General features: G+C 67.9%; 23 protein-coding genes and 1 pseudogene. 6 read left to right on the top strand and 18 right to left on the bottom strand.

Annotated elements, in window-relative coordinates; all coding sequences use genetic code 11:
* Window positions 1–72 precede the first annotated feature (72 nt).
* From QZ607_RS04730 to recQ, 3 genes are all read left to right on the top strand, one after another.
* Window positions 73–384, top strand: coding sequence for a cupin domain-containing protein (locus QZ607_RS04730; RefSeq protein ID WP_295880241.1), 312 nt, complete (start codon window positions 73–75; stop codon window positions 382–384).
* A gap of 221 nt (window positions 385–605) precedes the next feature.
* Complete coding sequence (locus tag QZ607_RS04725; RefSeq protein ID WP_295880240.1) at window positions 606–1,718, top strand: agmatine/peptidylarginine deiminase; 1,113 nt, start codon at window positions 606–608, stop codon at window positions 1,716–1,718.
* A gap of 69 nt (window positions 1,719–1,787) precedes the next feature.
* The gene (gene recQ / locus QZ607_RS04720) at window positions 1,788–4,007 is read left to right on the top strand and encodes a DNA helicase RecQ (RefSeq protein WP_295880239.1); all 2,220 of its coding nucleotides are present in this window, start codon (window positions 1,788–1,790) and stop codon (window positions 4,005–4,007) included.
* Window positions 4,008–4,169: 162 nt separating this feature from the next.
* On the opposite strand, the gene QZ607_RS04715 is transcribed toward recQ, so the two are convergent.
* From QZ607_RS04715 to QZ607_RS04670, 10 genes and pseudogenes are all read right to left on the bottom strand, one after another.
* A complete protein-coding gene (locus QZ607_RS04715) occupies window positions 4,170–4,604 on the bottom strand; it encodes a DUF29 domain-containing protein (RefSeq protein WP_295880238.1) in 435 nt (144 codons plus the stop codon).
* Between the two features lie 74 nt (window positions 4,605–4,678).
* Entirely contained in the window at window positions 4,679–7,675 is a 2,997-nt protein-coding gene (locus tag QZ607_RS04710; RefSeq protein WP_295880237.1) for a DEAD/DEAH box helicase family protein, read from the bottom strand.
* 77 nt (window positions 7,676–7,752) lie between these two features.
* Window positions 7,753–7,974 carry a CopG family transcriptional regulator gene (locus QZ607_RS04705; protein ID WP_295880236.1) on the bottom strand — a complete coding sequence of 74 codons (222 nt, stop codon included), beginning with the start codon at window positions 7,972–7,974 and terminating at the stop codon, window positions 7,753–7,755.
* Between the two features lie 10 nt (window positions 7,975–7,984).
* A complete protein-coding gene (locus QZ607_RS04700; RefSeq protein WP_295880234.1) occupies window positions 7,985–8,215 on the bottom strand; it encodes a ribbon-helix-helix protein, CopG family in 231 nt (76 codons plus the stop codon).
* Window positions 8,216–8,217: 2 nt separating this feature from the next.
* Complete coding sequence (locus QZ607_RS04695) at window positions 8,218–8,487, bottom strand: type II toxin-antitoxin system MqsA family antitoxin (RefSeq protein WP_295880232.1); 270 nt, start codon at window positions 8,485–8,487, stop codon at window positions 8,218–8,220.
* A complete protein-coding gene (locus QZ607_RS04690) occupies window positions 8,484–8,792 on the bottom strand; it encodes a DUF4258 domain-containing protein (RefSeq protein WP_295880230.1) in 309 nt (102 codons plus the stop codon). Before QZ607_RS04690 ends, QZ607_RS04695 begins: the two co-directional genes overlap by 4 nt.
* Window positions 8,793–8,830: 38 nt before the next feature.
* Window positions 8,831–10,033 (bottom strand): DNA methyltransferase, encoded by a 1,203-nt coding sequence (locus QZ607_RS04685; protein ID WP_295880228.1) that lies wholly within the window; start codon window positions 10,031–10,033, stop codon window positions 8,831–8,833.
* Window positions 9,994–10,752 (bottom strand): annotated as a pseudogene (locus tag QZ607_RS04680) (site-specific DNA-methyltransferase); the annotation flags it as partial. The pseudogene QZ607_RS04680 and the gene QZ607_RS04685, both read right to left, overlap by 40 nt.
* A gap of 49 nt (window positions 10,753–10,801) precedes the next feature.
* Window positions 10,802–11,077 carry a Txe/YoeB family addiction module toxin gene (locus QZ607_RS04675; RefSeq protein ID WP_295880227.1) on the bottom strand — a complete coding sequence of 92 codons (276 nt, stop codon included), beginning with the start codon at window positions 11,075–11,077 and terminating at the stop codon, window positions 10,802–10,804.
* Complete coding sequence (locus QZ607_RS04670) at window positions 11,055–11,315, bottom strand: type II toxin-antitoxin system Phd/YefM family antitoxin (protein WP_295880226.1); 261 nt, start codon at window positions 11,313–11,315, stop codon at window positions 11,055–11,057. The genes QZ607_RS04675 and QZ607_RS04670 overlap by 23 nt, the downstream gene beginning before the upstream one ends.
* A gap of 455 nt (window positions 11,316–11,770) precedes the next feature.
* Here QZ607_RS04670 and QZ607_RS04665 point away from each other — a divergent pair, with 455 nt between their 5' ends.
* On the top strand, window positions 11,771–12,445 hold the full coding sequence (locus tag QZ607_RS04665) for a Uma2 family endonuclease (RefSeq protein WP_367268151.1): 675 nt from the start codon (window positions 11,771–11,773) through the stop codon (window positions 12,443–12,445).
* Window positions 12,446–12,759: 314 nt separating this feature from the next.
* On the opposite strand, the gene QZ607_RS04660 is transcribed toward QZ607_RS04665, so the two are convergent.
* The 7 genes from QZ607_RS04660 to QZ607_RS04630 all read right to left on the bottom strand — a co-directional run bounded on the left by QZ607_RS04660 (window position 12,760) and on the right by QZ607_RS04630 (window position 19,390).
* Entirely contained in the window at window positions 12,760–12,933 is a 174-nt protein-coding gene (locus tag QZ607_RS04660) for a hypothetical protein (protein WP_295880224.1), read from the bottom strand.
* Between the two features lie 61 nt (window positions 12,934–12,994).
* Window positions 12,995–13,264 carry a type II toxin-antitoxin system Phd/YefM family antitoxin gene (locus QZ607_RS04655; protein ID WP_295880221.1) on the bottom strand — a complete coding sequence of 90 codons (270 nt, stop codon included), beginning with the start codon at window positions 13,262–13,264 and terminating at the stop codon, window positions 12,995–12,997.
* A gap of 100 nt (window positions 13,265–13,364) precedes the next feature.
* Window positions 13,365–14,072, bottom strand: a complete 708-nt coding sequence (locus QZ607_RS04650) for a DUF4391 domain-containing protein (RefSeq protein ID WP_295880219.1) — start codon at window positions 14,070–14,072, stop codon at window positions 13,365–13,367.
* Window positions 14,069–17,371, bottom strand: coding sequence for a helicase-related protein (locus tag QZ607_RS04645; protein WP_295880217.1), 3,303 nt, complete (start codon window positions 17,369–17,371; stop codon window positions 14,069–14,071). Before QZ607_RS04645 ends, QZ607_RS04650 begins: the two co-directional genes overlap by 4 nt.
* A gap of 131 nt (window positions 17,372–17,502) precedes the next feature.
* Complete coding sequence (locus QZ607_RS04640) at window positions 17,503–17,790, bottom strand: nucleotidyltransferase substrate binding protein (protein ID WP_295880216.1); 288 nt, start codon at window positions 17,788–17,790, stop codon at window positions 17,503–17,505.
* On the bottom strand, window positions 17,787–18,857 hold the full coding sequence (locus QZ607_RS04635) for an efflux RND transporter periplasmic adaptor subunit (protein WP_295880215.1): 1,071 nt from the start codon (window positions 18,855–18,857) through the stop codon (window positions 17,787–17,789). The genes QZ607_RS04640 and QZ607_RS04635 overlap by 4 nt, the downstream gene beginning before the upstream one ends.
* A gap of 128 nt (window positions 18,858–18,985) precedes the next feature.
* Window positions 18,986–19,390, bottom strand: coding sequence for a S24 family peptidase (locus tag QZ607_RS04630; RefSeq protein ID WP_295880213.1), 405 nt, complete (start codon window positions 19,388–19,390; stop codon window positions 18,986–18,988).
* A gap of 221 nt (window positions 19,391–19,611) precedes the next feature.
* On the opposite strand from QZ607_RS04630, the gene QZ607_RS04625 reads away from it, so the two are divergent.
* Together QZ607_RS04625 and QZ607_RS04620 are read left to right on the top strand one after the other, a co-directional pair.
* Window positions 19,612–21,414, top strand: a complete 1,803-nt coding sequence (locus QZ607_RS04625; protein WP_295880211.1) for an ABC transporter ATP-binding protein/permease — start codon at window positions 19,612–19,614, stop codon at window positions 21,412–21,414.
* Between the two features lie 156 nt (window positions 21,415–21,570).
* Entirely contained in the window at window positions 21,571–23,016 is a 1,446-nt protein-coding gene (locus QZ607_RS04620; protein ID WP_295880209.1) for a mechanosensitive ion channel family protein, read from the top strand.
* Window positions 23,017–23,130: 114 nt separating this feature from the next.
* On the opposite strand, the gene QZ607_RS04615 is transcribed toward QZ607_RS04620, so the two are convergent.
* A complete protein-coding gene (locus QZ607_RS04615; RefSeq protein WP_295880207.1) occupies window positions 23,131–23,526 on the bottom strand; it encodes a TusE/DsrC/DsvC family sulfur relay protein in 396 nt (131 codons plus the stop codon).
* Window positions 23,527–23,551: the final 25 nt, after the last annotated feature.

Below are 23,551 nucleotides of genomic sequence, written 5' to 3'. Positions count from 1 at the left end.
CCGGCTGCCCCGCCATCCGCGTGCGGTTCGCTACACTCCAGATACCGACCAAGCGCACAGCGGAGGATAACCATGCAGATCGAGCACTGGCACGAAGACCGCGACGGTCTGCTCACCGAGCAGGCCCTGCGCGAGAAGATCGCCGGCCGCGGCTATGCCGTGAGTCGCTGTGTCTATCCACCGGGAACCTTCTTTCCGCCCCATGATCACGGCGTGGACAAGATCGACGCCGTGGTGTCCGGGCGCTTTCGCATGACCCTGGGCGGCCAGGAGGGGGTGCTGGAGGCGGGCGACCTGCTGCTGGTGCCGAAGCACGCCATGCACACCGCGGAGGTCGTCGGCGATGAGCCGGTGGTGAGCCTGGACGGGGTGCGGGTGCGCTGATGGCGTTGCACGCCAGCCTTGTCCGCTGAGGCCGGCCGCGCTGTGACGCTGGCTCATGCAGGCGTGCGGCGGGCATGCCGGGGTGCGCTTGGCTCCGCCGGACCGACCGCCGTCTGCCCCAGGGTGCCGACTGAAGCCGGCGTACCCGGCGCGGCTGCGTCGTTGCCACACTGGTGCAACGGGTGCCGCCCACCGGCGTGCCTGTCTTGATGCGACCCTCCATGCGACGCCGCCGGCTGCTGAAGGCGCTGGTTGCCGGTGCAGCGGGCAGTGCAGCCGGTGACGCACTCGCAGCGGTGACCCACCCGCCGCTGCCCGCCGGGCGCAGCCGCTGGCGGATGCCCGACGAGGCGGCGCCCCACCGGCGCACCTGGATGGCCTTCGGCGCAAGCCGGCAGCTCTGGGGCAGACGCCTGCTGCCGCAGGTGCAGCGCAATCTCGCGACCATCGCCGTCGCCGTTGCCGAGCACGAGCCGGTGTCCCTGCTGGTGCCGCCGGCGGAGGTCCGGCGCGCCCGCAAACTGGTGGGGGCGGGCGTGGAGCTGGTGACCTGCCCGCTGGATGATGTGTGGATCCGCGACACGGGTCCCGTCTTCGTGGTGGACGGCGACGGGTCAACGGCCGGTATCGACTTCAACTTCAATGGCTGGGGTAACAAGCAGGCACACGCCGCAGATGCCCGGGTGGCCGCCTGTGTCACCAGGCAGGCGAAGGCCCGGTCCATTGCCACGCGGCTGGTTCTGGAAGGCGGCGCCATCGAAGTGGACGGCGACGGCACTGCCATCCTCACCGAGAGCTGCGTGCTCAACGACAACCGCAATCCGGGGCTGTCCAAGGCAGCCCTCGATGCGGCGCTGAAGCCCCTGCTCGGGCTCAAGCGCATCATCTGGCTGCCCGGCATCGCCGGCCGGGACATCACCGACGGCCACACGGATTTCTATGCCCGCTTCGCCGCGCCGGGCGTGGTGGTGGCGGCGCTGGAGCCGGACCCGCGGTACTTCGACTACCGCGTCACCCGCCGCCATTTGGAGATATTGCGTGCGGCCCGGGATGCCCGGGGTCGCCGGCTCAGGGTGGCGGTGCTGGAGGCGCCGCGGACGGTGCGGCCGCGCTTCGCCGGCGCGGATTTTGCCGCCGGCTACGTCAACTTCTACGTCTGCAACGGCGCGGTGCTGGCACCGGCCTTCGGCGACCGCCGAGCGCACGCTGCCGCCAAGGCCACCCTGCGGGAGCTGTTTCCGCAGCGCGACGTCATGCAGATCGACATCGACGCCCTGGCGGCCGGCGGCGGGGGCATCCACTGCGCGACGCTGCAGGAGCCCGCCCCCGCCTGATGTGCGGCTTTCGGTCCGCGGATAGTCCCGGCGTTGCCTGCCGTGCCCAAGGCGTGGAATCCTTGTCGCATGACCGCCCACAGCGATACACCGCTCGACGTCCTGAACCGCGTCTTCGGCTACCCGAGCTTCCGCGGCGCGCAGCAGCGCATCATCGAGCACGTCTCTGCCGGCGGCGATGCGCTGGTGCTGATGCCGACGGGGGGCGGCAAGTCGCTGTGCTACCAGATTCCGGCCCTGCTGCGCCCGGGCACGGGCATCGTGGTCTCACCGCTGATTGCGCTGATGCAGGACCAGGTGGATGCGCTGCGCCAGCTCGGCGTGCGCGCGGCCTTTCTCAACTCATCCCTGATGCCGGATGAGCAGCAGCGGGTGGAGCAGGCGCTGCTGGACGGCACGCTGGACCTGCTCTACGTGGCGCCGGAGCGATTGCTCACCGAGCGCTTCCTGTCGCTGCTGGGCCGGGTCAGGCCAGCGCTCTTCGCCATCGACGAGGCCCACTGCGTTTCGCAATGGGGGCACGACTTCCGCCCCGAGTACATCCAGCTGGACCGCCTGCACCAGCGCTGGCCGGACATCCCGCGCATTGCGCTCACGGCAACGGCGGATGCCCCCACCCGCAACGAGATCGTCAAGCGGCTGGAGCTGGGCCGGGCCGAGCAGTTCGTCTCCAGCTTCGACCGCCCGAACATCCGCTATCGCATCGTCGAGAAGATCCAGCCCCGCCGGCAGCTGTTGGACTTCCTGCGCGCCGAGCACCCGAATGATGCCGGCATCGTCTACTGCCTGTCGCGCCGCAAGGTGGACGAGACGGCGGAGTTTCTGCGCGCCCAGGGCTTCGACGCCATCGCCTACCATGCCGGGCATCCGCCGGAGGAGCGCCGCGCGCGCCAAGCCAGGTTCATCCAGGGCGACAGCGTCGTCGTGGTCGCCACCATCGCCTTCGGCATGGGCATTGACAAACCGGACGTGCGCTTCGTCGCGCACCTGGACCTGCCGAAGAGCGTCGAGGCCTACTACCAGGAAACGGGCCGCGCCGGTCGCGATGGCCTGCCCGCGGACGCCTGGCTCTGCTATGGCCTCGGCGACGTGATCACGCTCCGGCAGATCATCGAGAAGGGCGAGGCGGAGGAGCGCTTCAAGCGCGTGGAGCAGCACAAGCTCGATGCCCTGGTGGGGCTGTGCGAGACCACCGAATGCCGCCGCCGGACCCTGCTCAACTACTTCGGCGAGCAGCTCCCGGAGCCCTGCGGCAACTGCGACACCTGTCTCACGCCGGTGGACACCTGGGACGGCAGCGTCGCGGCGCAGAAGGCGCTGTCGTGCATCTACCGCACCGGGCAGAAGTTCGGCGCCGCGCACCTCACCGACGTGCTGCTCGGCAAGGCCAATGCCCGCATCCAGCGCTTCGGCCACGACCAGGTCAGCACCTACGGCATCGGCAAGGAGCTCAATGCCAACCAGTGGAAGTCTGTCTACCGCCAGCTGGTGGCCGCGGGCTTCGCCGAGGTGGACGTGGAGGGCTATGGCGGTCTCAAGCTCACCGAGGCGAGCCGCCCGGTGCTGCGTGGCGAGCAGCCCGTGCGCTTTCGCCGCGACCCGGAGCAAAAAGCCCGCGGCGCGCGCCGCAGCGCGGCGGCGGCGCCGACCGACCCGGAGGCCCAGGCCCTGTGGGAGCGCCTGCGCGAGCGCCGACGCGCGCTGGCCGCGGAGCAGCAGGTGGCACCCTACATGATCTTCGGCGACGCGGCGCTCAAGGAGATGCTCAGCTACCGCCCGCGCAACCGGCAGGAATTCGCCCGCATCAGCGGCGTGGGCGCCGTCAAGCTGGAGCGCTTCGCCGAGGACTTCCTCGCCGTGCTTGCCGAGCACGAGGCCGAGCACGGTCGCCCCACCGATCTGCCGAGCCTGCCCAGCGACCGCACCCGGGACCTGCCGGCGCACCGGCCCGCGCGCGACCCGGGCGACGGGGCCCGCGACTCGGACCTCGCCTCCCTGGTGCTGCTGCGCCAGGGGCTGAGCCCAGCCCAGGTCGCCGAGCGCCGCGGTTTCGCCGAGCGCACCGTGTGGGATCACCTCGCGCGCTGCATCCAGGCCGGCGCCGCGGATCTGTCGGAGGTCGTGGATCTGCCGGACACGGACCTCAAGCGCATCCGAAACGCCCTGCACCAGCTCGCCGACGCTCCCGGTATGCCGCTCAAGCCCGTGTTCGAAGCGCTGGAAGGCCAGTACCCGTACGAGGTGCTCAAGTGCGTGCGCGCCGCGGAGCTGCGGGCGGCGGAGGGCTGACCGCCCGCCACCGGAGGCGCTGTCCCTTGGCGCTCGTGATACCGCTCTGCGGTGTCACGCATGTGCAGGGCGCTCTGCGCCCCGGGCGAGTCGCTGGGGGCAGGCCCGTGGGGGACAGGTGCGCCGTGCTGCTCCCGCCGGCCAGGCGACGCGGAACGCCGCTCAGGCGGGGTAGAAGTCTGGATCGGTCACCTGCTCGGGCGCGTACGGGCAGATATCCGGGAAGGTGCTTTCGGCGAGGTTGGTTTCCCTGACCGCCAGCAGTCGGGCCAGCCGATAGGCCCTGGTGACCTGCTCCGGCAGGGTCGGCCGCAGGCTCGGGTTGTCGTCGAGCAGATCCTCGAGGGACAGGCGCTGTTCTTTGATCGTCGCCTCCCAGCTCGGAGACCGGCGGTGCCCCTGAAATTGCCATTTGAGCAGGTGCGCGAGCAGCACCTTGAGCCGGCTGGTCAGCTCGCGTCGTTCCCTCGCCCCCATGCTCTCCAGCTCCTCGATCAGGTGCTCGACGTCCAGTGCCGTGAACTGACCCGCACGGAGCAGATCGGCCTGCTCATGGGTCCAGGCATGGAAATCCTGATCGTGGCCGTTGCTCGTCATGGTTCAGCCTGCTCGGTCTGCGGTGCGTCAGTATAGTCACTCGCCGGTGGTCTCGCGGCAGGGTGTTTCGCCCATCACTGCACCAGCGTCAGCAGCTTGTCGTAGCCATCGACGACATCGTAGCGAACCTGCTCGGAAGTGATGCGGCTGAAGAACCGCCGCGCGCAGTCGATCTTGCGCTGCTCGATCTCGCGCAGCTGCAGCGATGACATGGAGCCCTTGGTCTCGGCGACGAAGTAGACGTGCTTCACCGCGCCCTCCTGGAACGCGATGGCCCAGTCCGGGTTGTAGTTGCCCACCGGGGTCGGGATGAAGAAGCCGCGCGGCAGCTTGGCGTAGACGGCCACCTCGGTGCAGCTGTCGAGCTGTCGCACGAAGTCCTGCTCGCCCTTGGAATCCGTGAACACGTAGTCGAAGACGTGGCGCTCGGCCCGCACTGCGTTGGAAAAGTCCTGTTGCGGCTTCTCGCGGGTGAAGATGTCGAGCCCATGGCGGTCTTCCAGCGGGTCGTAGCTCAGGTGCTCGACGATGACCGTCGCCTTCTGCTCGTTGATGAGCGTCGAGGCCTTCTGGATGAAGTCCTCCGGGTTCAGCGGGTACTGGCCGAAAACCTTCGGCTGGAGCCCGTGCAGGATGGCGCCGATGGTACGCCGTGTGAGCTGGGTCTCGGTCGCCAAGCGCCCGATCAGGTCGTAGTGCACCCGTGACTGGATGGCGCCGCGGTAGGTCTCGCCTGTCTCTTCCTTCACCCGGAATCCCGTGCCGCGGCGCAGCGCCTCGGCGTCCGTGTCGTCGGTCTGCTCGCCGGACACCAGCCGATAGCGCAGTCGCGTGACGGCCAGATGTCCGTTCAGCGCCGCGGTGCATTTGCCCACCAGCTCGTCGGTGTCGAAGGCAACGGTGTAGGCGGCCTTACGGTTGATCCGCTCCCAAAGCGCCTTGAACGCCTTTTTCTGGAAGTTGGCGTTCAGTGGGTTGGGCTTGGCGCGGCGGTCATCATCCGGCATCGGCAGCTGCGCCTCGCTGAAGACACTGTCGATGAGCGCGAAGACCTGCGCCGCGTGCGGCGCAAGCTCGGCCGGCAGCCCGGCCAGGGTGTTGTCGGCCTTGGCGTCGTGATAGGCGGGCGCGATGCGGTCGTCGTCGTCGATATAGTCGTGCTTGAGCAGGTACTTGTAGATCTGCCGCGCCATCTTCTCGTCCACCGTCAACGCCCCGTCCGCGGTGGCGAGCTGCTTGCCGGTGAAGAAGGCCTCGTTGGCGAGCCGCGGGCGGGCCGACAGCGCGGCCACCATGTCCTGCTGCAGGCCGGCGACGAAGGCGCGGTAGCTCTCGCTCGCCACCACCGTCAGCACGTTGGTCTGGTGCACGGTCGCCGGGTCGTCCAGGCGCTCGCCGGACTGGTCCACCGCGAGCCGCAGCCCGCGGCCCACCTCCTGGCGGCGCGAGACGCTGCTGTCGCTGTGCTTCAGGGTGCAGATGACGAAGACGTTCGGGTTGTCCCAGCCCTCCCGCAGCGCGGAGTGGGAGAACAGAAACCGTGTCGGTTCTTCGAAGGACAACAGCCGCTCCTTATCCTTCAGGATCAGGTCGTAGGCGTCCACATCGTCCGTCTCGGTGCTGCGCGCGGCGGTCTTGGGGTCCACCAGCCGCTTGCTGCGCTTGTCGATGGAGAAGTAGCCGTTGTGGGTGCGCCTGGCGGTGATGCCCCTGAGCCAGCGGCGGTAGGCGGCGTCCGGGCTGTCCGGCGCTTCGAGTTCCAGCCCCAGCAGCTCGTTGACCTGGCGGTCGTATTCGGCCTCGAAGGCCTGGGCGTAGTCGCCCGGCTGCTCGCCGGTGTCATCGTAGCGGCGGTACCTGGCCACCTCGTCGATGAAGAACAGCGTCAGCACCTTCACGCCACGCGCAAACAGGGCGCGTTCCTTCTCCAGGTGCGCGCGAATGGCCTCGCGGATCTGGATGCGGCGCAGGGCCTCCTCGGTGAGGTCGCCGAGGGCATCGCCGGCGGTGAGCTCCACGCCGTTGACGAAGCGCACGAGGTCCAGGTGGGCGTCGATCTCCGCCACCACGAAGCCGCCCCGGTACGCCGGCAGCTCGCCGGACAGCGCATGCAGGTCGTCGTTGCGGCCCACCAGGCGCAGCTCGCGCTTGATGCCGGCGCCGCGCTTGACCTCGATCTCCAGCCGCGCCCGCGGCGGCTTGCCGGCGGCCACCTCGATGGCCTCCAGGTACAGGTAGGCCGCGCCGCCGGAGAGCCCCTGCACGGTGATGCCGCGCACGTTGATCTTCTTCACCAGCTTCTGCTGGTAGGCGTCCAGCGCGTCCAGGCGGTGCACCTGGTTGTGCCGGGTCTTATGCGTGGCGGAATAGCGCAGCACGAACAGCGGCGCAAACTCGGCCAGTGCGGCCTGCGTCTTGGCGCCCTCCATCTTCTGCGGCTCGTCCAGGATCAGGATGGGCCGGTTGGCGCGGATCACATCAATGGGCTTGCGGGACTGGAAGTCGTCCAGCTCCTCGTAGATGCGCCGGGCGTCCTTGCCGCGGGCGTTGAAGGCCTGCACGTTGATGATCATCGCGTTGATGCCGGCGTCCGACGAGAACGCCTCCAGCTGGTGCAGGTGCCTGGAGTCGTAGACGAAGAAGCGCGCCCGCTGACCATAGTCCGCCAGGAAGTGCTCCGCGGTGATGCGGAAGGACTTCAACACCCCCTCGCGGATGGCGATGCTCGGCACCACGATCACGAACTTGCCCCAGCCGAAGCGCCGGTGCAGCTCGAACAGCGTCTTGATGTAGACGTAGGTCTTGCCGGATGTAGACGTAGGTCTTGCCGGTGCCGGTCTCCATCTCGATGTCGAGATTGAGCTTGGCCGCCTTGCTGGGCTCCAGCTGCTCGGAGACGGGCAGATTCGCGCGCCGCTGGACCCCCTGGAGGTTGGCCAGCAGCGCCGACTCGTCCAGCCGGATCGGGTGGTTGCGGAAGCCGGAGTCGTCCAGCAGCGAGCGCTGCGGCGAGGGCGCCTGGCCGGGGTCGACCCTGTAATCCTCGCCCGTGACCCGCGGCTGGCCCGCAAAGCAGTCCGCCACCGCGTCCACTGCCGCGGCCTGGTAGGGCTGGTGCTTGAATTTGAGCTTCATGACGCGGCGCTCCTCAGCGTTCCCATTCGGCGCGCAGCCGCTGCTGGTACTCGACGCCGTCCTCGCCGACTGGCGCCCGCAGCCCGAAGGCCTCGTCTGAAGGCAGCTCCGGGTGCGCGTCCGCGTAGGCCCTGACGGCGCGGTGGATCAGCTCGCCGCGGGAGATGCCGAGCCGCCGTGCGAGCGCATCGACAGCGCTGGCCTGATCCTCCGACAAGTCCATGGTGATGCGCACGGCAACGAGTTCAGCCTGGCGTCGAGCCGAAGTGTCGGTCCAGCCGGTCCAACAGCTCCAGGCCGCGCGCCGGGTCGCCCTCGGCCGCCAGAGCCCGAAAGCGAACCTCGTTGTCGAACTCCGCCAGCGCCAGGGTTGATAACTCCTCGATCAGCTTGTTGACACTGATTCCGCGGTGCTTGGCCAGATCCTTCAGCCGGGCGTGCTGGTCGTCCGGCAGGCGGATGGTCAGTGTAGCCATGGTCATGTCTCTTGGTTCGCCACGGTGTGATCCTGGTCGCCCCAGCGCACGACCTCCAGCTCTGGATGCTTCAGGCGAGCCTGGGCGACGATCTCCTCCAGCGTCGCGGCCGTGTCATCCTCGATCCAGTCCGTGCCGCACAGGTCGCACACCAGGGCCGGCACCTGTCGCACCACGACGACGCCGAAGCCCAGGTCCACCGTAAAGGTGGTGGTGCCGGGTTGCTTGGTGCCGCCATGGCACAGAGGGCAGGGCGTTGACGATTCAATCATTGCATTCTCCGACGCAGAAAGCCGGGCTCGAAGTGCGCGAGGTCCGGGCGATAAGCGGTGATGACATGACAATGCGCGTCCTTGGTCGTCCAGGCAACCACGACATGCAGCGGCTCCGGGCTCTGGCCGCAGAGCAACATGCTCGGCGCGGGATAATCGTCCGGATAGGCCTCAATGAGCTCGCCATGCCCAATGGCATGGGTCACCATGTTCCTGGAGATACCGCGCTCCAGCATCTTCTCCAACGCGTGACGTTTCCAGAAGATTCGGCCTTGCCTAACCGCATCCCGGATGGCGGGCAGCAAGGGCGCGAGTACGCTTGGGTCCGATGCAACCATGACCGCTAGATCGCCCGCACCTCGGTGCCCGGCGACAAGGCCCGAAAGAGCTGCTCGACGTTGATCTTGAGGCTGTCGTCGCTGAAGCCGGCGTCGCGGAACACGGCGCGCAGGGGCCGGCGGGCGGCGATGGCGCGCACCAGGGCCTCGTCGATGTCCGGCGCGAAGCAGGCGGCGAGCGCGTCGGTGTCCACGAAGAAGACGGCCCGCCCGGCGAGTGTCTCGCGGGCGATGGGCAGGGTCAGGTCCACGCCCCAGTCCAGCAGCACCTGAAACAGCAGGTCCTCCGCGCCGCGGTCCGGCTTGATGTTGTCCACCAGCCCGAGCAGGTCCGCCTGGCGCAGCTGGTCCGGGCGGTAGTAGACGTCCTGCATGTTGGTGCTGTCGATCTTCAGCACGCGGAAGCCGGGTGCGGCGGCGGGCGGATCGGCAGCCGGGTCAGCAGACTCCGGGTCGGCATCCGCTTCAGCGGTGTCGGGCGTCTGCTCCGACAGCTCCGCGATGACGTTGCGGATGCGCGTCAGCCCCATGTCGAAGATGCTCGCCATGCCGGGCTCGGGCTTGGGCAGTGGCTCGGCCACCTGCACGCCGATGAAGCGCCGGTTGCCGCCGTCGGCCCGGTTCTGTGCCAGCACGGCGTGAGCGGTGGCCGCGCTGCCGCTGAAGAAGTCCAGCACGATGGCCTCCTCGTCCGGCTCGGTGGCCAGTTGCAGCATGCGCTGGATCAGCTCCACCGGCTTGACGGAGTTCAGCACGTTCTCGGTGTGCGCGAAGGGCACGTACTTGAGGAGCGTCTTCTTGGCGTCCTGGGTGTGGCCGACCTCCTTGTAGAACCAGAGGGTTTGCGGTGTGCGGCCGTCGGCGACCTCGGACAGGAAGCGCTTGATGGCAGGTGCGTTGTTGCTGTCCTTGCCCCACCAGATGCGGTTGTCGGCGTCCCACGCTTTGAATGTCTTTTCGTCAACGACCCAGTAGCGACCGCGGGGTGGCCTGGGATGACGCGGCCGGACGGGCAGGTGATCTGGTAGACCCCGGCGTCGTAGCGGTTGCGGGCAGTAAAGTTCTCTGCCTTCCAAGGCCCGCGCGGATCGTTGTCCGGGTTCCTGTAGCGGGCCTTCATCTCCTCGGTTCGCGGCAGCGCATTCGGCTGCCACTCCAACTTCCGCTTCGCAAACACCAGCACGAAGTCGTGGTCCTCGGAGAACCATTTGGCCGAGCTCTTGGGGGAATAGACCTTCTGCCACACGATGGTCGCGACGAAGTTCTGCTCGCCGAACACCTCCGCCGCCACCTGCCGCAGCGCCGCCAGCTCGTTGTCGTCGATGGAGATGAAGAGCGCGCCGTCGTCCCGCAGCAGGTTGCGGGCGAGCCGCAGCCTTGGATAGCGCATGGACAGCCAATCGGAGTGAAAGCGCCCATTGGCCTCGGTGTTGGCCACCAGCCGGACGCCGTCCGGGTCCTGCTGCTGGGAGCGCTCGAAGTAGCTTTGGCGGTCGTCGCGGAAGTCGTCGTCGTAGATGAAGTCGCGCCCGGTGTTGTACGGCGGGTCGATATAGATCAGCTTCACCTGATTCAGGTAGGTCTCCTGAAGCAGCTTCAGCGCGTCCAGGTTGTCGCCCTCGATGAACAGGTTGCGGGTGGTGTCGAAGTCGACGCTCTCGGCCCGGCAGGGGCGCAGGGTCTTGGCGATGGGGGCGTTGGCGGCGAGCAGCGCGGCGCGCTTGCCGGGCCAGTCCAGCTGGTAGCGCTCCCGGGGGCCGTCGACGATGTGGTCGGACAGCTCCTGGCGCAGCAGGTCGAAGTCTACCGCGCGTTTGAGCCGCCCCTGCGCGTCGCGGGTCTCGGTGACGCAGTGCGGGAAAAGTGCCGCGAGCTTGGCGATGTTGGCGTCGGTGAAGTCCGGGCTGTGCAGTTTCAGCTTGTCCATGGTCGGTCTGTTGGGGATGGGTCCGTTATGGCCGGTGTGCGGGGCACGGTCAGCGCTCAAAATGGCAGCGGCACTGGATCACGGTGACGACGGCGTCGTCGAAGGCGTAGACCAGGCGATGCTCCCGGTCGATGCGCCGCGACCAGTAGCCCTGGTAGTCGAAACGCAGCGGCTCCGGCTTGCCGATGCCGGTGGTCGGCTCGCGGCAGGCGGCGCGGCAGAGCTGGATGATGCGCTTGAGCTTCTTCTGGTCCTTCTGGGGGGGCTGCTGCGCCCACCAGCGCAGATCCGCCAGACCGGTCTCAGTCCAGGTAAGGCGCAACATCGATTTCGGTGGCCTCGCCGGCGCGGTGCTGAGCCATGCCGCGTTGCAGCCGCTCCGCATTGGCCGGGTGGCGCACCAGGTGGAGCGTCTCGATGATGCTGGCGTAGTCCTCCGCGTCCAGCAGCACGACCCCCTTGCCGCCGGCCCGGCGGATGGTCACGGGCTCACGGTCGTCGTTGATGTGGTCCAGCACGTCTTTGAGGTTGGCGCGCAGTTCCGTGGTGGTGAGGGATTGCATGGCTTTGGCTTGATCTGTACCGGAAGACGTACAGAGTAGCCCGTCGGTGGAGCCCTGCACAGACCGAGATGCCGGGCGCGCGACGCGCGGTTGCAGGCCAGGCGCTGCCCTATCGCGTGGACCTCGATTACGGCATCCTCTGAGGCACCGAACAGCCCTCGCCTGTTCTGACCTTCGGCCACGGCGGGCAGGCTGCCCAGCACGCGGGCGCGGCGGCAGCGGAATCGGGCTTTGCAGCATGGCCGCTTGCAGGGTACCCGGGTCGAGCGCCGGCGGCAGCGGTGCGCGCGGGGTGTGCGCCGGTTGCGGCTCGCCCGTGAACAGGCTGTCGATGTCTTTGACGGGCCGTCGGCGAGGCAATCTGACACCGGTTGTTCGTTGGCGAGCCCGAGATCGGAGTATCTTCAGCCATCGAAGCAGCCGGCATCCCGCCGCGGCCGGACAACACAGCAGCCATGCAACACGCCTGCAAACGAACGCTGTACGAGCAGCTCGAAGCGCTTCCGGAAGGCCTGACCGGCGAGATCCTCAATGGCCAGCTGCACACCCAGCCGCGCCCGGCAGGTCCCCACGCGGGGGCGGAAACCGAGCTCAGCATCGACATCGGCAGCGCTTACGGTCGCGGGCGCGGCGGCCCCGGCGGCTGGTGGATTCTGGTGGAGCCGGAGCTCCACTTCGTCATCGACCGGGAGGTCGTCGTTCCCGATCTTGCCGGCTGGCGCAAAGAGCGCATGCCACGGATTCCAGAAGGGCACCGCTTCGAGGTCGTTCCGGATTGGGTCTGCGAGATCCTCTCGCCCTCGACCGCCAGCAAAGATCGGGAGGTCAAGATGCCGATCTACGCCCACTACGGCGTCGGCTGCGCGTGGCTGGTCGATCCAGTCGGCAAGACCCTCGAGGCTTACGGTCTGGACAACGGAGACTGGCGCCTCCTTGCCGAGGCATCGGGAAACGACGCCATCAAGGCCGCACCCTTCGACGCCCTGGAGCTCGATCTCTCCAACCTCTGGAGCTGGCCCGTTCGCCGTGTTGCCGCGAGCTTCGGCGATCACACGATGAGAGGGGGGCACAGCTGGGACAAGCGCTCCACTAAAGCCCAAGCCTCTGCCCGACCAAGCAGCATCGGATGAGCCGGCGAGGCGTCGATCATAAGTCCGACCACGGGCCGGCCTCTGGCTCCCACGCTCCAGCGTGGGAGCTGGGGCGGACGCTCTGCGTCCCGTCGCCCTGGTTACGTGGTGGTCGGAGTTACGATCAAGACCGCCGGCGAGTCGACCACGCCGCGCCGCATTACCGGCTAGTTTCGGCATGCGGTTCATGTCGGACGATACTGAGCCGCTTTGTCACCCAGTCCTCAATGATCTGCTGCTGGCCGGGGGAGACTTGCAATGGGCCGAAGGGCAGTGCGTCCGTCGGGGCTCGGTGCGGGCGTTCCAAAGTTGTACTAGGTGTAGCCCCGCAGGGTGACGAACAGCGGTGTCAGCCGGCCACCGGCGACGTGCGGGTCGTCGGGGCGGGTGGTCAGCAGGTGCACCAGCTTTTGGGCGAGGGTGGTCTTGCCGCCGCCGGGGTTGCCGAGCACCACGGTGCGGGCGATGGCCTTGATGGCGGTGGTCATCGGCACCGGTTCGGTGTTGGCCTTTTTCGTCTACGCGCTCGATCTTCTTGCGTTCCGCGCGTCAGTCGATGCCGAGCTCGGCCTTGGCGTCGGCGAGGGAGACCTCGCGTCCGTCGTCGAGGTCGGCGAGACCTGCCACGACGGCACGCATGAACTCGCGCTCCTCCGCAGCCTGCTCATAGGCCGACAGCGACTGCAGCACGGCGACACCACGGCCGCGGCTGGTGAGCAGCACCGGGCGGCGGGCCTCAGTGCTGTGGCGCACGATGCGGCCGGGGTTGGTCTTGAGGTCGCTCAGCGGCACGACATCTTCGGAAAAACGGACTGTCATGGCATGGCTCCGTGGCTTGAATAGGTCGGAGCATAGCACCTGTTCCGGATACCGTGGACCGCACCTTGAACTGCCCTGGGACGGTGCGGAGGATCGTCGCTCAGTCCGCGCCGAGCGCCTGAAGCGCCTCCCGCAACGCCCGCACCTGCCGGTTCAGCGCCACCTTGCGGTTGAACTGGGCCTCGCGCCGCAGCCGTGCCTCCAGCCGGTCCAGCTCGCGCTGTTTCCCGCGCAGCTCGTTGAGGCGTTCGAGCTGCGACCGCAGGTCTTCGCCGGGGCGTGGCGCGAGCGGGATCAGGCTTTGCAGCATGGCCGTGTGCAGGGCGCCCAGGTTCAGCGCGGGCGGCAGCGGTGCTCTGGTGGTGCTCGCGGCTTGTGGCGCGCCCGTCAGGTAGTCGCCGAGGACCTGTCTGGCGGTGTCGGTGGCGTGCGGTCGTTTGGGTGCGGCGATGGGCTGGATCAGCCCGTTGTCCGCCCCCTCCCCGCGGGCGTGATGCAGCTCGAACCAGACAGGAAAGCTGACGGCGCGGTCGACGGCGCGCAACAGGTCGTGGTCCAGCTCGGCGCCCTTCAGCAGCACGCGAAAGACCTGGATCTCCTCGGCCCCGCTGCCGGCAGGCAGATTGATGGTCTCCGGCGCCAGCTTGTAGGCCCAGACGATGTCCTGCACCTGCGCCGCGAGGCGCTCGCGCAGTCTTACCGGTGCGCGACCGCCGGTGCCCGCCTGGCGCAGAAACTCGGTGAGCCGGGTCTTGGGCAGGAGCCGGTTGACCGCGGCACGATCCGGAAAGGCGAACAAGCCGCTCATGCCGCAGGGTCGGCGCCGGGCTCCGGCGCCAGTACCACCAGGAAGTTGATCAGCTCGAAGTCGTCCAGCCCCTGGATGTCGTCCACCAGCGCCGTGGTGCGCTGGCCGGTGAAGAGGCTGTCGATGTCGTCGGCGGCCTTCTGCTCGATCATGGCGTGGATGGCGGCGTCGAGCAGGTCCGAGCAGCGGCGCATGTCGCGGCCGTCGTCGGTGGCGGCGTTGAAGCGCCGGCAGACGGCGTGCATGGGCTCGGTGCGGCCCTTGCAGGCGGCGCGGGCCAGGTCCAGCAGGCGCTTGGCCTCCCTGTGGTTGGCGACGACGCGACCGTCGTCGGCGAGGTAGATCAGGTAGTAGGGGTGCAGCCGGTTCTGCTGCTGGATGTTGACCCCGTGGTTGCGGTTGCGGAGCACGAACAGCACGCCCGGCACCAGGCCCTTATCGGGCTCGGCGGGCACCACGGCGTGCAGGCCGTTGGGCAGACCCGGCAGGTCCCGGTGGGTCTTGAGGTAATTCAGCAGGTCCATGCGGAAGTCGTTGAGCCCGAGGTCGGTGATGGCGACGCCGGTCTTGAGGTCTTCGATCTCGACCACCTCGTCCTGGAGCCGACGCAGCTGCTCCTTGCGGTAGGCGAGGTCGTTTTCGGCAGCGGGGCTCAGCGGGTTGTCGTTGCCGGTGCCGACGGCGTCGACGATGACCATGCGGTTCTCGACCCGTTCCTTGAGGTTGATGTAGTCATCCAGCGTGATGGCCGGCCAGAAGTTGACCAGCTGGATGCAGGCGTTGGGGGAGCCGATCCGGTCGATGCGCCCGAAGCGCTGGATGATGCGCACCGGGTTCCAGTGGATGTCGTAATTGACCAGGTAGTCGCAGTCCTGCAGGTTCTGCCCTTCGGAGATGCAGTCGGTGGCGATCAGCAGGTCCAGCTCTGCGGGCTCGTCCGGCAGGATCTCGGCTTTGCGCTTGGCGCGCGGTGCGAACAGGGTCAGCAGGGACTGAAAGTCGTAGTATCTGGGGAGCGTGGACTTGGGGCCGTCGGCGCCGGTGACCTTGCCGGTGTGGATGCCGTGAGCTTGCCGCAGCGGCTGCGCGAGGTTGGCATAGAGGTAGTCCGCCGTGTCCGCGAAGGCCGTGAACAGCAGCACCTTGCGGTTGCCCGGGTTGATGGGCGAGGCGAGCTTGCTGTTGATCAGGGTGCGCAGGTCCTGGAGCTTGGCGTCGTGCTCCGGGGTGATGCGGGCCATCTCGGCGTGCAGAGCGTCCAGCACGCCCAGGTCCGCGCGCAGGTCGCGCTCCCAGGAGGTCAGGTCCATGTCCGCGAGCGCGATGCGGACCTTGCCGCCGATGAGGCCGGCGGCGGCATCGTCATCATCGATATCCTGGAACAGGTCGTCGTCCGGCGCGGTGCTGTTGTGGTTGCCGTCCGCGTCTTCATCGCGTCCGGTCTTGCGGAAGGTCTCGATGCGCGCGAGCGTCGCGGCATGGTTGCGCCGCAGCTTGTCGAGGGTCAGCCGGAATGCGTGCACGGAGCTCTCCAGCCGCTTCAGCAGGTTGACCCGCATCAGCGCGCGCAGGGCACGCTCGCGGTCTTCCTGGCGCAGGTCGGCGCGACCGCCGCCGACTTGAGTGTCGTAGAGGGCCTGGTACTTGGCCAGCTTGCTGTCGAAGACATAGCTGAGCGGGATGTAGACCGCGAGCAACAGCTGGTTCAGCTCGGTGACGATGGCATTGAAGCCCATCACGTCCGGTCGATGCGTCAGCTCGCTGTGGATGGACTGCGGCCGTGCGCGCTCCGGGAAGCTGCCGATCTCGGCGGTGTCGTAGAAGGTCTCGATGTGGCGGCGGGAGCGGGCGATGGTGACGCTGTCCAGCAGCTCGAAGAAGTCGAAGTCCAGGGCGCCCAGGATGGCCTCCGGGGTGCGTTCCTCCGGCGGGCGCCGGGACCACTCGTTGAAGGCGCGTTGGGCCTGGCGGAAGACCTGGTTGACGCTGCGGCCGATCTTGAGCTTCTCATCGAGCGCGCCGGTTTCGCCCTCGTAGGCCAGGGCGAGCTGGTTCTTGAGGTCGCTGAAGCGGTTGTTGACCGGGGTGGCGGAGAGCATCAGCACCTTGGTCTTGACGCCGGCACGGATGACACGCTGCATCAGGCGGTGGTAGCGGGTCTCGCGGTCTTTGTAGACGTCGTCGTTGCGGAAGTTGTGGGACTCGTCGATGACGACCAGGTCGTAGTTGCCCCAGTTGACCTGGTTCAGCGGCGTGCCGAACGAGGACCCGCTGTCGCGTTGCAGGTCGGTGTGGCAGAGCACGTCGTAGCGGAAGCGATCCTCTGCGAGGGTGTTGGTGACGAGCTTGCGGTTGTAGGTGAGCCAGTTGTCGGCGAGCTTCTTGGGGCAGAGCACCAGCACATCGCGGTTGCGCAGCTCGTAATACTTGATGACGGCGAGCGCGGTGAAGGTCTTGCCGAGTCCTACGCTGTCGGCCAGGATGCAGCCGTTGAAGGTTTCCAGCTTGTTGATGATGCCGGTGGCCGCGTCGCGCTGGAAGTTGTAGAGCGTGCGCCAGATGGCGCTGTCCTGCCAGCCCGTCTTGTCACGCGGCAGCACGTCTTCGCTGAGATCCTCGAGGAACTCGTTGAAGATGGTGTACAGCATCAGGAAGTAGACGCGCTCCGGCTCGTTCTCCTGATAGACCGATGCGATGTGGTCGATGAGGCGCTGGGTGACGTCCTCGACCTTGTCCGATGCGCTCCAGAGTTGATCGAACATGCCGGTGAAAGCCTGCACCGTGGTCGGTTCGTCGAGGCGCGTGACCAGGCTGGACAGGGCTTCGCCGCGCTGGTAGCCGAGGTCGACGGCCGAGAATCCCTGCAAGGGCTGGTAGAGCGTGGCGGCGGCTTCCGCGCGCACGCAGGCGAACTGCTGCATCGGCGCAGCGGTGGCGTTGGAGCGGAATTGCGCCTTGCGGCGAATCCAATCCGCACATTCGCGGGCGATGGCGCGCTGGGTCAGCCGATTCCTGAGCCGGATCTCGAATTCGCTGCCGTAGAAGCTGCGCTCGCGCTCGGCCTTCGGGATGTGGAATTCACGCGGCTGCCGCTGCTGCTTGTCGGTGACTTCTTCGGGCACGAAGGCAGGGGCGGTGAACAGGAACTTGAGCGAGTCGATCTGCTCCAGTTGGGCCTTCAGCGCCTCGTACGCGAAAATGGAGAAAGTGGCCGCGGCAATCCGCAGCTCCGTCCCTGGTACCAGGGTCCGCTTCAGGTCATCTCCCAGGAGGTTGTTGACGTTGTCGATGACCGACACGCGACTGCCCGTGTGCGCTGTGTGTGCCAGGAGAGTCTAATGGCGTCAGCGTAAGCTGCAAGTGGGGCGTTGGGTCGTCGGCGGCACGGCCAGCAGGCTTTGGCTGCGTTCGGGGCGGCGACCGGGAGCCCTCAGGACAACGCCGCGCCGTCGCCCTGCTGCCCTGCGTGAAGCGACTGCCGCACCCGGTGCAGCAGCACGGCGTGTGCCGGCAGTCGGGCTATGATGGCGGTGAACGTCTGCGCGTCGTAGACGTGGCTCAGCCGGTTGCGGTCGTCGATGGCGGCGAGCAGGGCGACGTAATCATCCTCGGTGAGGTGCCCGGCGAGGTACCAGGCCTTGACGACCTTCTTGGGCGATGCCTCGTCGATGCCCTCCTGCTCCCGCAGTGCCTGTTTCAGGGCCTTCCAGCCGATCACGGCATGCTGTCCACGGCCTCGGACGTGGCGTCCGGCGTGGCGAGGGAGGGGCCTTCGTCGTCGTCCACGCGCGTGAGCTTTTCGCCCTCGGCGATGCCGAGGAAGCCGCGGGTGATGACGCGGGCGCCGGCGTCGATGCCGTGCAGGATCTCGACCTGGTCTGCGATGCGCAGGCCGGTGCGCACCGGTCGGCGGGCGGCTTGGCCGTCTTCGTCCATGACCCAGACGAACTGGCCGTCGCGGTCCTGGCGGAGCGCCCGGAAGGGCACCAGCAGCCGGGCGACGGCAGCGGTGGCAAGCTCGGCGCGCACGAACTGCCCGGCGCGGGCGCCCGCTGGGATGGCGTCGAAGCGGATCTCCACCCTGGCCTGGCGGTTGGCCTCGGACAGGGTGGGGTGGATGCGCAGGATCTCGCCGGCGAAGCGTTCTCCGCCCAGGGCATCGATGCGGATGCGTGCCGGGTCGCCTGCGCTGATGTGCGGCAGCACCAGCTCGGAGACGTAGATCTCCGCCACCAGCGAGCCGGGATCGGCGAGGGTCAGGAGCTGGGTGTTCTTGGTGACGAAGTCGCCGGGCTCGGCGAAGCGCTGGGTGACGATGCCGGCGAAGGGCGCGGTGATGCGGGTGTCGGCGAGGCGCAGCTCCAGCAGCTTCAGGTCGGCCTCCGCCAGGGCCAGCGCCGTGCGCGCCTGGGCGAGGTCGTCCTGGGAGGCGGCGTTGCGCGCGGCGAGGTCCTGGAAGCGCTTGAGGTCGAGGCGCTCCTGAGCAAGCGTCGCGCGGGCCTTGTCCAGCTCCGCCCGCAGCACGTCGTCCTCCAGCCGCACCAGCAGCTCGCTGGGCTCGACCCGGTCGCCCTCGAAGACGTCAAGCTGCTCGATGCGCCCTTCCTCCTCGGCGTACAGGCGCACCACCCGGCGCAGGCGCAGGGTGCCTGGGCGCTCGTGCTGGGTGGAGACGGGGGCGCGCTCGGTGACGACGGTGGTGACCAGATGGCCGCGGCGCTCCGGGCGCGGCGCCGCGCCGGTGGCGGTGTCGTCGCCCGCTTGCTGACAGCCTGCCGAGAACAAGGCGGCGGCGCAGGCAAGGGCGGCTGCCCGCAGTACCGGGCGCGCTCGGTGGGAGCGGCGTCCCCGTCGCGACATGCGAGTGGAGCGCGCGCGTGGCCCGCAGGCAACAATACCCCAGCTGGCGGCTGTCACGACGCGGTGATGTCCACGGCGTTGATGCTGCCCTGCGGCTGGTTGCCCGGGCCGTCCGCGTACTCGTAGGTCTTGATCTTGCGGCGGATGTTGCGCTGGATGATGACGCCGAGCACCTTCCACTCCAGCCCGTTCAGCTCGATGTCTGGGAAGATGTCGTTCAGCGCCACCAGCCGCTCGCGGCCCTGGTCGTCCTGCAGGTACTGGCGGAACCAGCGCACGCCTTCGACCTCTGCGAAGACGTACATGCCGTTGCGGCAGACCTCCGTCGGCTCGATGATGACGATGCACTTGTCGGGAAACTCGGGCTCCATGTCCGCCCCCAGGACCTGGAGGGCGAAGGGCTCCTGCATCGCGCAGCCGCTGCCGTCGGGCATGGGCTCGTTCGGGTCTCTGGCCATGGTTGCTGCTCCGGTTGCTGTGGTGGGGCAGGTTGGGTTCGCGCGCTCGGCTCTCAATTCCAGCCAAGTTTCGAGGGGCGAGGAGCGAGGGGCGAGGGCGCAGCTTCTCCCGACATCGATACTCGCCCCTCGACACTCGTGACTCTCTTCCCTCGACACTCGCCCCTCGAAACTCGTTACCCTCACAGCCATCCAGCCAGCCGTTCGAGCCAGCCGTCCCCATGGTCAACCGCATGTTCGCCACCGAAGCCATCCACAACGACCGCCGCGATTGGCACAACCTGCGCGGCATGGTGCCCTTTCTGTGGGAGTTTCGCGGTCGCGCCGCGCTGGCGCTCGGCTGCCTGGTGCTGGCCAAGTTTGCCAATGTCGGCGTGCCCATCGTGCTGAAGGACATCGTGGACGCCTTCGAGAGCGCCGAGGCGCAGATGCTGGTACTGCCCGTCTCGCTGCTGCTGGCCTACGGTGTGCTGAAGCTCGCGGGCTCGCTCTTCAACGAGCTGCGGGACGTGATCTTCGCGCGGGTGCGCTACCGGGCCATGCGCCGGCTCTCCACCCGGGTGCTCGACCACCTGCACCGGCTCTCCCTGCGCTATCACCTGGAGCGCCAGAGCGGCGCCGTGAGCCGGGACCTGGAGCGGGGCACGCGCTCCGTGTCCACCATCATGAATTACCTGGTGTTCAGCGTGATCCCCGTGCTGGTGGAGTTCACGCTGGTGGCCGCCGTGCTGCTCACCAAGTATGCCCTGGTGTTCACGCTGGTGACCTTCGGCACCGTGGCCATCTACGTCGCCTTCACCTTCGCCATCACCGAATGGCGCATGGATTATCGCCGGCGCATGAACGTGCTGGACAGCCAGGCCAACACCCAGGCCTTCGACAGCCTGCTGAACTACGAGACGGTCAAGTATTTCGGCAACGAGCAGATGGAGCTGGAGCGCTACGACGGCACCCTGAGCGAGTGGGAGGAGTACGCCGTCAAGAGCCAGAGCTCCATGTCGCTGCTCAACTTCGGCCAGGGCAGCATCATCGCGCTCGGCGTCACCGTCATCATGTTCTTCGCCGCCCAGGGCGTCGTGAACGGGACCATGAGCATCGGCGATCTGGTGCTGGTGAACGCCTTCATGCTCCAGCTGTTCATTCCGCTCGGCTTCCTGGGCATCGTCTACCGCCAGATCAAGTACGCGCTGGCGGACATGGACCTGGTGTTCAAGCTGCTGGAGCGCGAGCCCGAGATCGAGGATGCCCCGGGCGCGCCGGCGCTCAGGCTCGACCGCGGCGCACTGCGCTTCGAGCACGTGGATTTCCACTACACGCCGGAGCGTCCCATCCTGCGGGATGTGAGCTTTCGCATCGAGCCCGGCGAGAAGGTGGCCGTGGTGGGGCACAGCGGCGCCGGCAAATCGACGCTCGCCCGGCTCCTGTTCCGCTCCTACGATGTCACCGGCGGGCGCATTCTCATCGACGAGCAGGACATCCGCACCGTGACCCAGGCGAGCCTGCGCGCCGCCATCGGCATCGTCCCGCAGGACACGGTGCTGTTCAACGACAGCATCCGCTACAACCTCGCCTACGGCCGCCCGGACGCGAGCTTCGAGGAGCTGGAGCAGGCGGCCGAGCTCGCCCACATCCGCCGCTTCATCGAGAGCCTGCCGGACGGCTGGGATACCGTCGTCGGCGAGCGCGGGCTCAAGCTCTCGGGCGGCGAGAAGCAGCGCGTCGCCATCGCCCGCGCCATCCTGAAGCGCCCGCGCATCATGGTCTTCGACGAGGCGACATCGTCATTGGACAGTCACACCGAGCAGGCCATCCAGCAGACCCTGGCCGAGGTGGCGGAGCACCACACCACGCTCGCCATCGCCCATCGGCTGTCCACCATCGTCGATGCGGACCGGATTCTGGTGATGGACGCCGGGCGCATCGTCGAGCACGGCAGCCACACCAGGCTCCTCGCCGACGGCGGCGTCTACGCGGCCATGTGGGAGCTGCAGCGGCGCGAGCGCGAAGAGGCGGTCGAAGACTGAGCCGGCGCGGCTGCCGCGCCGCCACGGGCGACGGCGCGTCGCCTGCGCCGACCCGCCGGTGGTGACGGCGCACGGGCACCACCGCAGACTAAAGGGTTGCAACGCGCGCGGGCGGGGGCCGTGCGCGCCCTCGTCGCGACCCTGAGTCAGCCTGACATGCCTGAGCCCGTATCCAGACGCCGCCACCGCAAGCTCCTCTGGCTGCTCGCGCTGGCGCTGCTGCCGTTACTGTTGTGGGCCGCCGATGCACTGGTGCGGCAGCTTGCCGATGCGGCCGCGGTCGATGGCTTCGCGCGCTACGCCGGGGCGCTGCCGACTGTGCTGCTGTATGCCGCCGTGGCCTACGTCCTCGACCAGGGGCTTCGCATCTGGATCTGGGAGGGTGCCTATCCCCGCTTCACCGGCACCGCGACGCCGGGCGTGATCCAGGGCGCGGCGACCGTGGTCGTCTACAGCATCGCCGCGCTGCTCGTGCTGAGCCGCATCCTGCACCTGGACACGGGTGCGGTGCTCATCTCCACAGGTGTCGTGGCGGGTGTTCTGGGTGTGGCCATGCAGAACACCATCAGCGATCTGTTCTCGGGTGTCGCCATCGGCATCGACCAGCCCTACCGCATCGGCGACTGGGTGGAATTCGAGGACGGCACGCTGGGGGAGGTGGTGGACATCACCTGGCGCTCCACGCGCATCCGCTCCTGGAATGCGAGCCTCTACGTGGTGCCCAACAAGAAGGCCGCCACCAGCACCGTGCACAACTACCAGCGGCCGAGCCCGCACTACGCCTACTGGCTCGAGCTGGCGGTGAGCTGCGAGATCTCGCCCCTGTTGGTGCGGGAGCTGCTGCTGAAGGCGGCGCTCGCCTGCCGACGGGTGCTGAAGGACCCGGCGCCCCTGGTATACCTCTGCCAACTGGGCCGACCCTGCCGCTACATGGTGTTCGTGCACTTCCCGGATTATCCCTGGCGCTATGCCGCGCTGGACGAGCTGTACCTGGCCATCCACGCCCAGTTCCAGCGCGCCGGCATCGCGCCGGCCGCCGTCACCTACCAGATCGACGCCCGCCGGGCGGAGGCGCCGGTGGCCTCGCTGCCGAGCGTGCCGGAGGTGCTGCGCAACGTCGCCGTGCTCACGCCGCTGTCGGATGCCGAGATCGCAACCCTGGCCGAGGATCTGACGCCGCGGGAGGTGGGTGTCGGCGAGCGCATCGTGGAGCAGGACGATGTGGGTGACTCCATGTTCGTCATCGCCACCGGCATCGTGGTGCTGAGCCGCCGCCTCGACGGCGGGATGAAGGAAATCGAGCGCCTGGGCACGGGTCAGTGCTTCGGCGAGCTGTCCATGCTCACCGGCGAGCCGCGGTACTCCACCGCCAGGGCCGCCACCAATGTCCGGCTCATCGAGATCCCAAAGGCCAAGCTCGCGCCCATCCTCTCCGGCAACGAACAGCTTCAGGCACGACTTGCGGAAATCGCCGCCGCCCGCCGCGCGCACAGCGAGGCGCTGGCGCGTTCCCTCGCAGAGCCCGCAGGCCACGGCATGCTGAGCGGTGACGCCGCGTGGCTCAAGGAGCTGATCGGCAATTTCTTTGCGCACCGGCACTGAGTCCGCGCGCCGGCGACGCGAACAGCCGGTCTGGCATCATTACCAGTGATGGTTGAGAGGTGATGTTGGGCTCGAGGCGATACGTATACTGTCCCCGTTTGTTGAGGCGCCTCGTCACACATCCAGCATCAGCTTGCGCGGCTTGCGCATGCCGGCGATTTTGCAGGCCTGCTGGCCGTAGCCGCGCGGGAAGAGCTGGTACAGGTAACGGCGCGTCGCCCGCTCTTTGCCCCAGGCGGAGCGCAGGTGTGCGAGCAGGGCGCGCGCCTCGGGCACCGAGTCGTTGCGCTCGTACTGGTCGCGGATCCAGTGGATCACTTCCTCGCGCTCCGGCGTCAGCTCCAGCTCTGCCTCGTCGGCCAGGAGCGGCATCAGCTCCGGCGTCCAGGCGTCTGTGTCCAGCAGGAAGCCTTCCTCGTCGCGGGCGAGGGCGTCGAGCCGGGTCGGTGGCGTCTGTAAGGAGATGCTCTGCATGGGGATGACCTCATTGCTGCTGATGGAATCCAGCATAGTCAGCCTCCAAGATGCAGACAAA

The organism is uncultured Thiohalocapsa sp. (assembly GCF_913063425.1).
GTDB lineage: Bacteria > Pseudomonadota > Gammaproteobacteria > Chromatiales > Chromatiaceae > Thiohalocapsa.
The sequence above is the reverse complement of the archived record's forward strand: the minus strand, read 5'-3'. Positions and strand labels throughout refer to the sequence as shown.